At 36.0% G+C, this 15,498-nt stretch carries 9 protein-coding genes; 2 read left to right on the forward strand and 7 right to left on the reverse strand.

The annotated features are described in order from the left end of the window. Window positions 1-58: 58 nt before the first annotated feature. The 7 genes from BMY39_RS02200 to BMY39_RS02230 all read right to left on the reverse strand — a co-directional run bounded on the left by BMY39_RS02200 (window position 59) and on the right by BMY39_RS02230 (window position 12,099). The gene (locus tag BMY39_RS02200) at window positions 59-2,233 is read right to left on the reverse strand and encodes an immunoglobulin-like domain-containing protein (RefSeq protein ID WP_092574841.1); all 2,175 of its coding nucleotides are present in this window, start codon (window positions 2,231-2,233) and stop codon (window positions 59-61) included. An 18-nt stretch (window positions 2,234-2,251) separates the two neighbouring features. Beyond that, window positions 2,252-3,100: a glycoside hydrolase family 16 protein gene (locus tag BMY39_RS02205; RefSeq protein ID WP_092574843.1), complete on the reverse strand. Its 849-nt coding sequence runs from the start codon at window positions 3,098-3,100 to the stop codon at window positions 2,252-2,254. A gap of 32 nt (window positions 3,101-3,132) precedes the next feature. Then, entirely contained in the window at window positions 3,133-4,584 is a 1,452-nt protein-coding gene (locus tag BMY39_RS02210; protein ID WP_092577542.1) for a CIA30 family protein, read from the reverse strand. Window positions 4,585-4,591: 7 nt separating this feature from the next. Beyond that, window positions 4,592-7,783, reverse strand: a complete 3,192-nt coding sequence (locus BMY39_RS02215; protein WP_092574845.1) for a glycoside hydrolase family 2 TIM barrel-domain containing protein — start codon at window positions 7,781-7,783, stop codon at window positions 4,592-4,594. Window positions 7,784-8,071: 288 nt separating this feature from the next. Then, window positions 8,072-10,885 carry a helix-turn-helix and ligand-binding sensor domain-containing protein gene (locus tag BMY39_RS02220; RefSeq protein ID WP_245738138.1) on the reverse strand — a complete coding sequence of 938 codons (2,814 nt, stop codon included), beginning with the start codon at window positions 10,883-10,885 and terminating at the stop codon, window positions 8,072-8,074. A gap of 157 nt (window positions 10,886-11,042) precedes the next feature. Then, entirely contained in the window at window positions 11,043-11,720 is a 678-nt protein-coding gene (locus BMY39_RS02225; RefSeq protein ID WP_092574847.1) for a head GIN domain-containing protein, read from the reverse strand. A gap of 82 nt (window positions 11,721-11,802) precedes the next feature. Next, window positions 11,803-12,099: a heavy metal-binding domain-containing protein gene (locus tag BMY39_RS02230; RefSeq protein WP_092574849.1), complete on the reverse strand. Its 297-nt coding sequence runs from the start codon at window positions 12,097-12,099 to the stop codon at window positions 11,803-11,805. 130 nt (window positions 12,100-12,229) lie between these two features. Here BMY39_RS02230 and BMY39_RS02235 point away from each other — a divergent pair, with 130 nt between their 5' ends. Together BMY39_RS02235 and BMY39_RS02240 are read left to right on the forward strand one after the other, a co-directional pair. Continuing rightward, entirely contained in the window at window positions 12,230-13,900 is a 1,671-nt protein-coding gene (locus BMY39_RS02235; protein ID WP_092574851.1) for a SulP family inorganic anion transporter, read from the forward strand. Between the two features lie 47 nt (window positions 13,901-13,947). Beyond that, entirely contained in the window at window positions 13,948-15,486 is a 1,539-nt protein-coding gene (locus BMY39_RS02240) for a beta-N-acetylhexosaminidase (protein ID WP_092574853.1), read from the forward strand. Window positions 15,487-15,498 lie beyond the last annotated feature (12 nt).

Raw genomic sequence — 15,498 nt, forward strand, 5'->3', positions numbered from 1 at the left:
AAAAAAGGCTAGCCAAAATAAACTTAAGCCAGCCCTTTTAATGTCTTTTATTAAAAAATTATAACTGTTTAACTACTACGTCATCAATGTATACAACACCGCCACCATCAGCATTACCACTTCCAGTTAACTGAAGTAACAATGAAATACCTTCTGCAATATCTCCAGCAGTTTCAAATGTGCCTGTAAAAGTATTCCAAGTATTTAAAGGTTGATCTGTTGCATTGCCCAAATTATGCTCAACAGCTCCTTCCGTTTTTTCAGAAAAAGCCAAGACTTGTAAAATCGACCCTGTTCCAAGTGCGGTTGTAAATCTATATTTAAAAGTTACTTCCACTGTAGTTCCTGGAGCAATAGTTGATGCAAAACGCTCCCATTTAATATTCGGTGCTTGATTAGCTCCAGTAGTTAATTTTGCAGAATAGGTACCCGTGTTTGCTTGCTCGGTACTAACAGCAGCAATTCCTCCGTTTAAATTAAACTGCCAACAAGCGCCATCGCCATTATTAGCTTCAAAACCACCATTAGCTAGCAACTCTCCAGAAGGAGGTTCAGGACAAGCGCCACCTCCGCCGCCGCCTCCACCGGAGCCGCCGCTGTTAAGTTTTAAATCGTCAAAGTAATAGACATTGGTATTTGCTGGCCCTTCTAGATCAAAGAATATTACTAACCTATCATAAATACCACTATCAGCAGTTCCAAACGGAATGGTCAGTTCTTCCCAGTCGTTCGTTTTAGTTGTTACAGCAGAGAACCTGTCTCCAGAATTTGTAGCTCCTGAGGATGTTTTATCTTCTAGTTTCAATGCCACCTTATAACCCGATACTGGGGAAAAGACTTTTATAGAGAAACTATCTCCATCTGAAAAAGTAAATTTTTCATCAAAATCTATCTGTAGATTATCCCATGGTTGTACGCCAGATTTAGTTACTTTTCCAACTTTACAGGAGGTATTTACCGACCCATTAAAATCTGGATTGTCAACATACTCATACGTTACGTTATCTTGGAAGAATTTATTTGACTCGGACCCTTGAGTAGCTGTCGTGCCTGGGTCGTTCATAAAAGTCAAATTTAAATCAGATGGACTTAAAGACTGCATGGTTTCAGCAGTACAGCCGCCTCCACCGCCTCCGCCACCCCCGAGGTTAAGCTTAATGTCATCTATGTAGTACGCATTCGTATTTGCAACGCCTTGTAAATCAAAGAAAATCACCATCTTATCATAAATACCACTCGCGCTAGCATTAAATGGAATGGTTAACTCTTCCCATTCGTTCGTTTTTGTAGTTTGAGTTGTAGATAATACATCACCAGAATTTATAGCTCCAGCCGAACCTTTATCTTCTAGTTTCAAGGTAACGTTATAGCCAGCAACCGGCGAGTATATTTTCATTGTAATACTTGAGCCGTCTGTAAACGTAAATTTATCATCGAAATTTATTTGTAGGTTATCCCATGGTTGCACGCCAGATTTAGTAATTTTACCAACTTTACACGATTTGTTTACATCATTGTCAACATCTGGGTTGTTTACATATTCGTAGGTTACATTATCCTCGAATATACTAACCCCTCCACCGGCAACTTCAGGATCGGTTAAGAAAGTAATATTAAGGTCTGCCGTATCATAGGACTCTTCGGTTTCTGCCTCACATGCAATAGCAGAAACTATTACCGTTCTTTCAACTTCATCTGCTGCGTTACCTTGAGAATCCGAAACATTATACGTTATTACATAAGTACCCTCTGTACTCGTGTCTACAGTATCGCCTCCAACAACGATATTAGCGGTAATATCACCATCAACTTCATCAAGCGCTGTAGCACCAGGATCTGTGAATGTATCCCCTAATGTTACATTTATTGTTGCATCTCCTACTAAGGCAATTAGTGGCGCTTCGGTATCTAATACCATTATTGTTGACTCGAACGTATCTGAAGCTCCAGCAACATTTGTTGCAGTTAATTTTACCGTGTAAGATCCAATTCCATAGGCAAATACAGGATTAATTAAGCTTGAGGTCGTATTATTTTGATCACCAAAATTCCAAGTATACTTATTAGCATTCTCTGATACATTTATAAACGTAGCTACCCCTGCATCGCTTAGCGTATAGGTAAAACCTGCAGTAACTGTTGGTAAAACCGCATCATCTTCTTCGCAACCAATAAAAGCTATCGCTAAAATTAGTAATGAAATTTGTTTAAATTTTATAAATAATTGTTTCATTGTCTTTTTTATTTTGAGTTAGTTGTTTCTTTTATATACTCGCACATAATCTACCAGCATGGTTTGTGGAAAAACGGTTTCTGCGTCAGGATTTCCAGGAAGTGATCCGCCAACCGCTACATTTAAAATTATATAAAACGGGCCTCTGTTAAAGACCCATTCGCCAGGGACATCTTCTGGTGTAATTTGACTGTATAACTTGTCGTCTACATACCAATTGATATAATCTGGCCCCCATTCTATTCCGAAAATGTGGAAACCTGAGTCAAACCTAGCGCCTTCCAACTCATAAGATTTACTAATTGATTCTCCTCCAGAATATCCAGGACCATGTACAGTTCCAAAGACTGTTGTTGGTTCGTCTCCAACATATTCCATGATATCAATTTCGCCAATTTGAGGCCAAATCTCAGTGCCATTGGAATCATCACCCAAAAGCCAAAAAGCAGGCCATAACCCTTTTCCATTGGGTAACTTAATACGTGCTTCAAAACGCCCGTAGGTTTGCTCTAGCTTGCCCTTAGTAAGCAGTCTTGCCGAAGTGTAGTTTGATCCCTGAAATTGCTCTTGTTTTGCAGTTATAATAAGGAAACCATTTTGAACAGTTACATTTTCTGGGCGGTCTGTATAATACTGCAATTCGTTATTTCCCCATCCATTTTGTCCAGTACCAATTTCATACCCCCAAATACCAGGGTTAGGTGCGCCATCTGTATCAAACTCATCTGCCATAACAAGGTTCCTAAAAGTGGCTACGGTTTGAGTTTCATCTGTTTCACAGCTATAGATAACAAATACCGCTATCAATAGAAAAGACATAAACAGTAAGGTTTTTTCCTTAATATTATCATTTATTGTTTTATTCATCTTTTATCTTTTTGAATTTTAAATAATATAAATTACTCACTATAGAAGTAAATGTTGTCTAAAATGAAATTTGGTCCTCCAGCTAAGATGAGGGCTCCTAAATTGTTCTTTTGAGCAGTAAGGTCTCCATCTAAAGGAATATCTAAAGATGTCCAAGCTCCAACAGTTAAACCAGTAGCATCAAATCTTTTATCCTTGTCATCTCCATCAGGCAAACCAGTGAAGATATTTGTTTCTATCTCGCCATTCGCTCCAACGTCTCTAATTTGTATATTAATATTGGTTCCTGCTTCTTCTGTATAAATATCGACATGCATGTGTGTTAATGTTGACGCATCCACTCGATTATTAAAGAGTATTCCTGTAAAATTATTATTGGCATAAACTTGAACTAACTGTCCTGGAGGTCCAACCTCCGTAACCTCTGTAGTTGATCCACCGAAACCAGGACTAAAATTACTTTCCGTGACCGCAGTATAAACATCACTATATATAGATTTAACATTGGCAGCTGGCCTCATTGGCACCGGAGCTAGAGGCAACGCACCGCTAGAGGTTACTGTTAAAGATCCTTCTGCTTTAACACCTGCTAATTCTGCTGTTATTTCAGTCGCTCCTTCTCCAATAACGCTAACAATACCTAGTTGATTTACAATAGCAACATCGCTATCTGAAGAAATGAAATCGAAATATGCTGGAGCTCCACTAACTTCCACATTATCACCAGCAACATCGTATTTTATTGATAGGCCTTGGGATGCAATATTTAATTCGCTTCCTGTAAAGGTTTGTTGCACTAAATCCTGCCCACTAAATACAATTGGTCTTGGTTGAGAAACAATTCCTGTTTTTTCGAACTTCAACTCATCGATCCAAAAAGTCCAAGCTATTTCATTTCCATTCGGACCATCTCCAAGTGAGTCAAAACCGCCTGCAGCAAAGAAGAACATACCAGTTTCTTGAATTAACTTTGATGGATCTGGTATCGGAACTATATATTTCTTCCATCCAGTGGTCATTTGTATAACATTGGCAACAGCGTAGGAAGGTTCACTTTCTAATCGATCAAAATCGGTACCAAAACCAACTTCTACGGTTCCAGATGTAGTTCCTTGCGCCCAGAACGTTAGGGCATCATATCCTGTTAAATTTCTTCCCGCTCCACGGTCTTCAAAAATTCCGCCAATAAAGTTTCCATTGGGATCGTTAGAAGCGGGTACATCAATTCTTATCGCAGAAGTTCCTTTGTAGAATGTGTTATTATCTACACCAAAACCGTCAGTATTTGCGCCTGCTGCTGGATCGAAAGATCTAAAAAATTGATCTGTAAGTCCTACTGGGGCATCTATAAAGATGTCACCTGCTGTTGGGAATTTAGCAAATGTTGCTTCATCAGAAAGCTCTCTTTCGCAACTAAGAACAAGCACCATCGTACACGTTAAAAGGAATGTGTACTTGAAATATGTAAATTTTATATTTTTCATTTTCATCTTATTTACCGATATTAATATGTATATATGTTCTGATTTCCCATTCATTTCCATTGTCGAAACCTACCGGACTTAATGGAGGAACGCCAGGAAATGTATTTGGTGGAACCGCGGTAGGTGCATACCTTGGTGAGAACTCATCTAATGAACGCCAAATACCACGGATACCAATTTTAGTTTCTGGCATAATAAACCAATCTGGTTTGCTAATTGATGTAGAAATATCAATCATGTTTTGCACAGGGAATGTTAAATTAAAGTCACGATGGTAATCAAAAGGCCCCCAATCGTTAATTTTACAACTGTACTCCATTTTCCACTTTTTGTAAATCATTTTGATATCGCCACCAAAGCGGTCTATAGTTCTATCGCTATCACCTTGGGCTTGCGCTGTACCTCCATAAAAATTACCAATTATGCCTATATCTGGACTAACCCTAGATACAATACGAGAGCTTAACTCCCATAAATCTTGTGCTGGCGCAGCTTGAGGAAATGCGAAAAAAGTACGATTCGCTAAGAAACCAATATGTGCGTCTTGTGCTGTTGGATGGTGTCTATACACAAAACCTAAGTTAAAGGCAAACTTTGCATCCTCTGCCCTGTCGTTATCCCATTCGTAGAACCATGATCCCGGAGTAGGGTCGAAGGTTAAAAGCAACTCTCCTGCCGTAGTTTCTCTGTTGCCTCCTCGGACAGCAAAAGGATCGTCAATAAAATTTCTTAATCTTCCTGGAGCTGAAACATCGTTTGGCATTGGGTCTACCAACGGTTTTTGCCAAAGAAAATTAGGTGCTATTTGCCAATTTCCTATTAGGTAAGTAAATCCAGAAAGTATGTTGGTTTGGTTACCACTTCCAGAATCTTTAAGCTTCCATCCTGTAAAAGTTCTAGTAGCATCTGCACCACCATTGGCTACCAAGCCCATATAAGCTGCTTGTCCATACCAGTTAAACTTACCGGCTTGAAGGGTTATTTTAGCTTTCCCTCCCCAGTTATCATCTGAGTTTATTTTGTCTTGGTAAACTGTATAGTTACCTGGCCCTCCTGTTACATCTTGGAAGGTACTACCATTTAATGGACTACCTCCCCAAATTCCCCCAAGTGAAATACCTAATTTTCCAAATTCTTTTTCAAGAACCAAAGTTGCACGTTCTGTTGGCCATGGTGGAATTACACCCGATCTAACTTGGTTAGGATCCAAAATTCGACGACCGTTTTCATCAAAACTTAGTGAAGTGTTTACATCTCTATGATAAATCCCGGTAATATCCCAGTGTTTAAATTGGGTTCGGTATTTTAAAAGCATTGTTGGATTTGCGCCCCACCATAATTGCGGCCCAAATGCTGCTTTTAAACCTTTAAAGGCACGCTTTCCGTCTATCTCTAGTCCTAAAATTTCACCGTTGTAAATGTCTAGGTTAGGCCCATAATTCGCTTCTGGATACAACCCGAAAAAATCACCTTCATATCCCCAGTGGTAGTGCCCTGTTCTGTAAAAGCCTCTTACATCTGCATGTTTTGTTTGCCAATCAAACTCCGCATTGTAAACTCTTAGGCGATTATTATCTGTAATTACAATTTCTTCACCATTATCATTAATCACAGTAATTGGCCTGCCAACATTCTCGTAGAAAATCTCGTTAATCGGGTTTTGTGCCACATTTCCCAAGATATTGAAGTTGACCTCTGCAGTCATATTAGATGTTGGTTTCCCCTCAACCCCTACATAGTAAGATTGCATATGATCGAAACCAAGTTGGTTTGGAAATGTATTTGTATCTGGATCTGCATTTTCCGGGGTGGTAATTAAACTACCTCCTGTGTTAAAAGTTGTAAACTCCGCTCTAAGATTGCTTAATTTAATTTTTCCACCGCTTTGAGCATCAAGGGCTGCCTTATCTCCCCGTGCTGTTAAAACTGCATCCATTAAATTGATGCTGTTAAAATAATTTTGAATGAAATCTTGATTGACACCTTCATCGTAAGGATTCAATTGATGGGCTTCTTTTAGTGCATAGTATGCTGCTCTTGGATATAAATCGTATAAACCTCTTGGGCTTGTTGGGCCTTTGGCGCAGATACCAAACCACTCTTCATTCATATTATTTTCACCTGGTGCTAGGTCTATTGAGTATCCACCATTAGCCCATGATGCATTATTATCATGCACGTCGGCATTTTCTCTTTTATCGAAACCATACTTCCACCAGCCATCACTGAATTGAAATGTAAACCCTCCTATAGAGTTTTGTGCTTTTCCTAAACCAGCAGCATTTGCATAAATTTCTCTCCAGTTTTCTACCATGTAATAGGCCTGAGACTTCTGGTCTTCTTTATTTTCAATAGCATTGAACGCATCTGCACCGAACTCTGTAAACATAATTGGTTTATCCAATTTCGTTTTAACAACATCAAACATGTCTGTGAATGATGAGCCTCGATAAGAGTTTACGCCATAGATATCCACATCCTTACATTCCTCAGCCACAATATCAATAAATAACACATCTCCATTACATATTGCTACTGGATGTGAATCATCCATCTCTTTCATTATCTTTGCAGCCTCGTTCATTAATTTATACATGGGCCTTCCACGACTTTCTCCAATAAAGTTTATTCTGCCTTCATCATCAGGGAAATCTTCTGTTTCTGCTCCTGCCCAAAACAACCCATAGTTGTTTTCGTTACCCAATAGGTACAGCAACAGACCTGGCGTGTTTTTATATTCCTTTACTAAGTTCTTAACTTCAGAAATTAGAAATTCACTTGTTTTTGGATCATCGTATATTGTTACTGGTGTCCAAACGCCTTCAAGCGTTAATCCGTAGCGTCCAAATGAATGATTTAGCATAGTGTATATGCCATAGTTTTCGTAGATATACTTAATCCACCTTGCCGGCACACCTGTATACTGTCGAATCACATTAACATTCATGTTTCTAAGTAAAGACATCTCGGTATCTAAACCCGCTTTTATGACATCGTCTGATTTGTTCCAAAAATCAGCATTAACAGTGTTGGTGCCAATAGGAATATAATCCCAGTTCATACCATTAATCATGAAATCCTCTCCATTGACCACTAACTTCTGGCCCTCTTCATTTTCAACGACCTGTACTTTTGCTGCTTGAGCAAAAACAGAGCATGTAAATAAGAAGAAAAAGAATCGTAGAAATTTGTTTTTCATTGTTATAGTTATTTTAAGTTGTTAGTTTTATGTAGTGAAACAATTTCATGTCTTCACCGATTTATGAAATGAGGCAGGATAGTAAAATTACCTTAAAAGATTACAAATTCAATATAATTTACCCCAACAAAAAACATACATGTTAAAAAAACACCCCAAAAAATAGCAAATACGTAATAATAGAAAGGGTTTCTTGATAATTCCTTCCTATCAATTTGCAATCGATTTAATTAAATAAAAGCTTAAATGTTGTGGTAATGTATAGGTGTTTGGAGGTGTTGTATGGGATTATATCTCTAAAATATAATCTGAAAGGCTGGCTTCATGGGGTAAATCCATTTTTTTTCTTAGTCTGTAGCGCTTTACCTCCACGCTTCTAGATGAGATATTAAGCAATGGCGCTATTTCTTTGGAAGTTAAATTGAGGCGTAAATAAGCACAAAGCCTTAAATCGTTAGATGTTAAACTAGGATGCAGTTCTTTAATTTTTTTAAGGAAATCTTTATCCGCGTTATTGAAGGCTTCTTGAAACAAGTTCCAATCGTCGTTGTTATTTAAATTTCTATCGATGATTTTTATCACTTTACCCAAGGCTTTAGTGTCCTTTATACTTTCAAGCTCTTGTTTTAAACTACTTAAGAACTCATTCTTTTTAATAAGGCTCATTGTGGATATACCAAGCTCTCGGTTTTTATTTTCAATATCTTCCCTAAGTTTTTCGTTTTTGAAACGCATCAATTGTTGTTTGTTCTCAAGCTCCTTAAGCTCAAACTCTCTTGTTGATTTTTTTATCAAACGTTCTCTTTGTTTTCTATAATACCGTTTATAAATATTATGCATTAACAAAGAAAAGAGTAGAACAACTAAAACATACAGCCCAATAGCTAAATTAGATAACAACAAAGGTCGTTTAATTCGAAACGCGTAAGTGGCATTATTGGATGTTATCTGATTACCAACCCTTCCCTTTACAACAAAATTATAATCGCCGTAAGGTAGGTTTTCAAACAAAACACTTCCACGCGTTGACCAATCGCTCCATTCATCATAAATACCTTCCAATTTATAACTATATTCCGGCCTTTCAGTTTTTGAAAACTCTGAAATACTATATCTAATTCTGAGATTGTTTTCTTTATTTCTTAACTCTGGTTTTGTTGATAAATCCATGAATGTAATATCGCTTCCGCCTTTAGATGTATTTACTGTAACCCGATTGATATCGATTTTATGGTCATGGCTTTTAATTTTATCTAAATCTAAAATAACATATCCGGTGGTAGAGCCCAGTAAAAATTGCTGTTCTTCAATTGGTGTAACGCTCTCGTAACCCCTCACGTCTTCACGAATGTCTTCTGGAAAAGGAACGGTAAATATCTTTTGCTCACCACTAAGTTTAGACGGTGCTAAGTAATGTATCCCTCTGGATGAAAAACTCCATATTTTATTTGTTTTAGAATCGGCTATTATTTTTGCCGAAGTGAAATGTTCTATATTTATTAATTTACTTAATGTACTGTCTTTTTCAAAAGCCTTACGTGCTCTATTATAACTAAATACTCCATTTTTATGTGCATACAACAGGTTATCGTTATAACGAATAAGACTAGAATTTAGACCTTTTTTTAATAGTGTGTCTTTTGAATAGGTAAGTACTTCCGTAAGATCTTCGCTTAAGGTTAATTTAAAGACACCTTTATATTCATGACTTAAATAAATCTCGTTTGTATCTGCAAACTCAAAATATCTGCTTGAAATATTGAAACCCTTAACTTTATGTTTTAAGCGCCATTCTCCATTACTTTTATTCAAAATATATAATCCATCGTAATTACCCTGAATTAATTCATTAGGCTTATTCGGTAATTTTTTTATTTGCCATGTACCTTGCACATTTGCGATTTTCGAAGCCGTTGACTTGTTAATTATGAACGTTCCAGAATTATGACCACAGAACAGCGTATTTTCAATGATATTTAAAAACCAAACCTGTCCTTGTGTGCCTTCAATAAATTTAAAGTCTTCGTCACTTTTTAAAGGTTTGTAAAACAAACCTTGGTTAGTTCCCAGATACAACATTTCGTCGAACACTTTGGAAGCATAAACACTTCCAATAACGCCAGTTTTGTCAAAATAAAACTTAAAAGGAGAATTACTATTTATGCAGTTTATACCATTATCTAACCCAAGCCAAATATTATTATCTAAATCTTCAAAAACAGATAAGACCGTATTGTTGGTTAAACCTTCTTTTTGATTTATTTGGTATTTTATCTCTCCATTAATAGAAATATGTATAATACCGTCACCAATAGTACCTATTACATAGCTCTTGTCCTTTAATTGAATACTACTAAAAGCACTTACGTCTTGTAACATAGTATTAGCTGGAATATCCCAAGATGATAGACGATTATTCTCAAGCTTTAAGAACCCTTTATCCTGAGTAAGTATATATAATGCATTGTTACGATTATATATATTTACAATAAGATTGTTTTTCAAAATACTATCATTTGAAACTAAAACAGCATTACCGTTTTTTATAACAAATAACCCGTTGTTTATAGTCTGAAAATATATATCAGTATTTACCTTGAATACACCGGTAATTTTTGATTTTTGATCTATATAGGTGTAAGATTTTGTCTCCTTGTTATAAATATGAATTCTATCTAAAGACTGAAAAATAATAACATCTCCTAGTGTAAGTATTTTCCAAAACTCTTCGTCTTCTAGAAACTTTATTTGAAGTTCTTTAGCCAGCGAGGTATATTGTAATCTGCCAAACCTGTTTTTTTTCCAATACCCAAAGTCATGATAACTGCCAGTATAGATTAAATCATCTATTACTGTTACAGCACGAATTATTGTTTCATTAGGAGACCTGTATAAATTCCAAATTGCACCATTATATTCCAACAAACCTTTATTGTTGGCCACATAAATAAATCGGTTTTGAGATTGAGAAATAGACCAGTTTTGAGATTCCCCCTGATAATCGCTAGGATAAAATACATTAATAGGCGGACTCTCTTGCCCCGCTATTTTTAAAAATAAACCAGATATTACAAACAGTATACAATAACTGATGCGTTTCACATGAATTAGTTTTGTTGGGTTGTGAAGATAGTAAAATCAGGGGTTATAACCAACTTTGTATAGTTAGTGTATAGTACAATTAATAATATACATATACTTACAAAGTAAAAATTTAAGTTTTAAACAATTTTCAGTACTCGAAAAATAGTTCGAACTATTATTCTGTAACACGTTTAATTCTACCGCCAAGTACCCTGCTTTCGTCTATGCTTTCTGGGTTTCCATAAATAAATATATCACCTCCCGCACGTACTTTAGCTGTTACTTTTTTGGTAGCGTAAACATGCGCTTCGCCTGCAGCCCTGATGGATACTTCGGTTTGCTCAGTAATTAGTGTTTCGCCATTATAATCGCCCCCAGTATAAATTGATACATCTTGATGTTCAGCTTTACCTGAGGCATGTATATCTCCTCCTGTAACCGCCCTCACATTTATGTATTTTACATCAACTTTTACCTTAATTTCTGCACCTTCTTGAGCGTTCAAATCTATTTCAAATTGTTTTATAACATCATCTGAATAAATTTTTGTCCCCTCGTTTCCATCAATTACATCGATGTTGGTGTAGTGTAATTTTATTTTTGTGTTGCTGCCATCGAAGGCTTCCTCTAGCTTCATTTTAATTTTTAAGGTGCCATTCTTGTTATTTACTACAACATCGTTTTTATTCTTTCCTGTGATAACAACCTTATCAAAATCAGACTTAATTAATTCTACTTCAATTAAATCATACACTTTAAGTTCGCTAAACTCACCAACAGTTTTTTCTATTGTTTTTTGTGCTGAAGCAGTTAAAGACATTAAACATACGAGTATAATCGCTAAATATTTCATGTTATGGTTTTAGTTTATTGCTAAACACAAAATTATCAATAATTATTCCTTTGTTGCTTCGCTTTAAGAAAATATAAACATTTTAAACTAAAACCTTTACCGCTGTACCTGTAACGGAAACGAAAAAATACATACCAGAAGAGGTTTCAAAATCCAATGTAATTCCCACTACAGCGTTAGCGCCTAGTTGCGCTGCATTAGATTTTAAATTTTGAAACGCCTCTTCCTTGGCTTCGTCTATCAATGAAGACGTAATTTCTAAATTTTTCTCGGTTTTAAAAGAGTACTTCTTTTTTAAATTACTTGAAACTCCAGTAACTATTCCTAAATAATCTTTGATCTTATGGTCTTCTATAGAGTTTGTTGTTGTTAAAATCATTTGTTCTTGTTTTAAAGCAGTACTAAGATAAAAATTCTCTTTGACTGTTTTGAGGCGAATTGATTATGTACAAATTTTCATTTAACTTCGTTAATATTAGATTCGATAAATTCATACTAAAACATAAAATATGCTATCAAGATTTTACAATATTAAAAATTTAAAAAGTGACTTTACAGGTGGGTTAGTAGCTGGTGTAGTAGCTCTACCATTAGCTTTAGCTTTTGGGGTTCAATCTGGTATGGGTGCTACTGCAGGTTTATATGGTGCTATAGCCGTAGGCATATTTGCGGCGTTACTTGGTGGTACAGAAACACAAGCTAGTGGGCCTACTGGACCAATGACCGTAGTTTCAGCAACATTGGTAGCAGCAGCAATTGAAATAACGGGAAGCCTTGAAAGCGCCATGAGTATCGTTTTATTGGCCTTTCTGCTAGGTGGATTATTCCAAATAATTTTTGGGTTTCTAAACATCGCTAGTTACGTAAAGTACTTTCCTTACCCTGTAGTTTCAGGGTTTATGAGTGGTGTTGGCTTAATTATTATTATTTTACAATTATTCCCGTTTGCTGGTTTAAGTTCAGCTAAATCTACATTGGCTGTTATTCAAGATCTACCCCGCTTGTTTTCTGAAGCAAACCTAAATGCACTTCTACTCGGGGGTATCACAATTCTTATTTATTTTGTGTTTCCAAAAATTTCGAAGGCTATACCAAGTGCTTTGGTGGCACTAATAACCGCAACCCTAATAGCATATTTTATGAAAATGGATGTGCCTTTAATTGGTGAAATACCTTCAGGGTTACCCTCGTTTCAATTAGGTGGTATTTTAGAGGTAGATTCTAGTACCTATGGTATTATTTTGGAATACGCCGTAGTTCTTGCTGTTTTAGGAAGTATAGATTCTTTATTAACCTCCGTAATTGCTGATAACATGACCAAAACCAAACATAATAGCAACCGAGAACTTATTGGTCAGGGTATAGGTAATATGATTGCTGCTGCTATTGGTGGTATTCCTGGTGCTGGTGCTACAAAAGGTACTGTAGTAAATATCAATGCCGGCGGGAAAACACGCTTGTCTGGTGTATTTCATGGAATTTTTCTTTTAGCAGTTCTCTTGGGGTTAGGGCAATTGGCAGCACATATTCCGCTTTGTGTATTGGCTGGTTTATTAATTCCTATAGGTTTTAAAATTGTCGATTTTAAGGGGTTAAAACACTTGCTAAAAGTGCCTCGTGCTGATGCTGTAGTATTAATATTGGTGTTACTAATAACTACTTTTGGAAGTTTAATTCAAGCTGTGGGTATAGGTGTTGCATTGGCGTGCTTGCTATTTATGAAAAAATCTGGAGACATAAGCGAACAAGGTATGGAGGTTGGTGCAGTAGCAGATTTAGATGGCTCTAAACCATGGCAAGATGAAATAGAATTTTATGATACCTATAAAGATAAAGTTATTATTAAACATCTTTATGGGTCGTTGTTTTTTGGATTTACCTCTTATTTTAAGGATCAGATTTCACAGTTACCAAATGAAGTTAAAGCCGTAATATTTAGAATGGACCGTGTACCATATATGGATCAATCTGGTTTATATGCTTTAGAGGATATTATTTTTGATTTACGCAATGAAAACATAGAAGTTCTTTTAGTTGGTTTAAAGGAACAACCAAAAGATATGCTTGAAGGAGTTGATATTATTCCAGATTTAGTACCTAAAGAAGATATATTTGATGATATTGATGACGCCTTTATTTATTTAAAAGGGCGGTTAAGGTTAAATGAAATTAAAACATAGTTGAATACGTGCTTTTCAAAACAAAAATTATAGGTTATATCGTTTTAATGTTTGGTTTTTTATACACTTCTTGTAAGGAGGAAAAAAGAATTATCAATTTTCCTTACACGGACCTCTCAAAATCCTATTTCATACCCAAGCCTTTAAAGGTAATACCTACCCATAGCGGATTTCCTTTAGACAAGTTTACTGCTATTCATATAGGTGAAACGACAAAAGATTTTAAAAATATAGCGGGTTTTCTTGCTGAAAAAATAACGAAACAAACAGGTATTTCTCCTCATTTAAAAGCAAATGATTCTACTGAAAGTATTATTTACATCAATGCATCAAACGATTTTGATTTAGAACACCCTGAAGCGTATCATTTGAAGGTTTTAAAAGACTCAATTATTTTAACATCAAATACAGCTACGGGAGCTTTTAGAGGTATTCAAACCTTGAGACAACTAATTCCAAACAAAGCTAATGACACACTCGCTAAAAATGATATTTGGGTAATTCCTTCAGGAGAAATTACCGATACACCACAATTTGAATATAGAGGCACCATGCTTGATGTAGCAAGGCATTTTTTCAGCGTTGAGGATATAAAAAAGTATATCGATGTTTTAAGTTATTATAAAATAAACGTATTGCATTTGCATTTATCAGACGATCAAGGTTGGCGCATAGAAATTAAATCGTGGCCAAAATTGACCGAAATAGGTAGTATTACCGAAGTTGGCGGTACCAAAGGTGGTTTTTACACCCAGAAAGATTACACCGAAATTGTTAATTACGCGGCGTTACACCATATCACTATTGTTCCAGAAATTGATATGCCAGGGCATACTAATGCAGCATCATTATCGTATCGTATCTTAAACGGCAATGGTAAAGCAGTAAAGCCATATACGGGCATGCGTGTTGGTTTTAGTACTTTCGATACGCGAAAAGATACTGTTTATACTTTTATTAATGATGTTGTAAGAGAACTAGCTGCAATTACTCCAGGACCTTATTTTCATATTGGTGGCGACGAAAGTCATGTTACCAAAAAAGAAGACTACAACTATTTTGTTAATAAGGTTGAAGCAATAGTTCAAAAACATGGTAAACGCATGATTGGCTGGGATGAAACAGCTAATGCAGGTGTTGATTCTACCTCAATTGCACAAATATGGCACAGTGAAAAGAACATGAAAACTGCTATTAAAAAAGGTATGAAACTAATACTTTCTCCTGCTAAAAATGCTTATTTAGATATGAAATATGATGCGTCATCTAAATTTGGATTGGACTGGGCTGGTTTTGTTCCCGTTAATGTTGCTTACAATTGGTATCCTGAAACCATGGCTCCTAAAGCAAATATTCTAGGTATTGAAGCGCCCTTATGGTCTGAGACTATTGGTACACTATCAGAATTAGAATATTTAGCTTTTCCAAGAATTATTGGACATGCAGAAATAGGCTGGTCATTAAAAGAACATCGCAATTGGGAGGATTATAAAACACGATTAGCGCATCAATATTCATTCTTAAATCGTAATGGTGTAAATTATTACGCATCACCTTTAGTTAATTGGATGAAGGACGATTTTTAACTTTTAAATTAG

Origin of the sequence: Hyunsoonleella jejuensis, assembly GCF_900111025.1 — a bacterium.
Taxonomy (GTDB): domain Bacteria; phylum Bacteroidota; class Bacteroidia; order Flavobacteriales; family Flavobacteriaceae; genus Jejuia; species Jejuia jejuensis.